Raw genomic sequence first — 919 nt, forward strand, 5'->3', positions numbered from 1 at the left:
TTTGTTTTCCTCGGAGTAGGCTTCGTGGCCTTTACCGGTAAGGACTAACAATACCGGATTTAGGGACATTTCAAGGGCGAGTTCGACGGCTTCGACCCGGTCTAGTGCCATAGCCATAGAGTCTAACCCATATTGGGTCACATATTCAAGATACTTTTCAGCCATCTCTTGTCTTGGCACACCATTTAAGTCGTCAGTGGTTAGGATGGTTAAGTCGGCCCCAGTTTGCGAGGCGGACACCATTTGCGGGAATTTTTTAGTGTCCCGCTGCCCTCTAAAGCCAAAGATATGGATGGTCTCGTGGTTTGGGTACTGGGCGTTTAGGGTTGTTAATAGGGCTTCAATGGCATCCGGCGTGTGGGCATAATCGACTACCATTTCGTTGCCGTCTGCTAGCGGATAGTATTCTAAACGGCCTGCAATTCCCGCAAAGTCTGCTATTGCATCGTTGGTATTGCCAGCGTCTAATCCTAGGTCAACCATGACGGTTGTGGCTAAGATTAGGTTTTCTTGGTTATAGACACCTGATAAGGGCGCTTCGATTGCTTCGATTTGTCCGCCCTGTCCATTGAAGGCAACAACTGCTGTGTCGGTTGTTTTATCTAAGACATAACTTGTCGCATCTTTCTTGGTATCTACAGTTAAGACTTGTTTACCACTTGCTGCCAGTTCTTTGGCTAGGCGGTTGCCCCACATGGTATAGCTATTGATGACCGCCTTTCCGTCCGCTTTCATTAAGCTGAACAGGGATTTCTTAGCTTGGTAATAAGCTTCCATGGTCTTGTGGTAGTCTAAATGGTCGTGTTGTAGGTTGGTAAATAAGGCATAGTCAAATTGCATCCCTGCCATTCTATATTGGTGGAGTCCTTGACTAGAAGTTTCAATAACCACTACATCGTCATTTGACCGGGCTAAGGCG

At 46.9% G+C, this 919-nt stretch carries 1 protein-coding gene; it reads right to left on the bottom strand.

Annotated elements, in window-relative coordinates; translation table 11 throughout:
• On the bottom strand, positions 1–919 hold a 919-nt coding region (locus ACRCJ0_RS15900), incomplete at both ends, for a Mur ligase family protein (protein WP_431391149.1).

The organism is Aerococcus sp. L_32 (assembly GCF_050689315.1).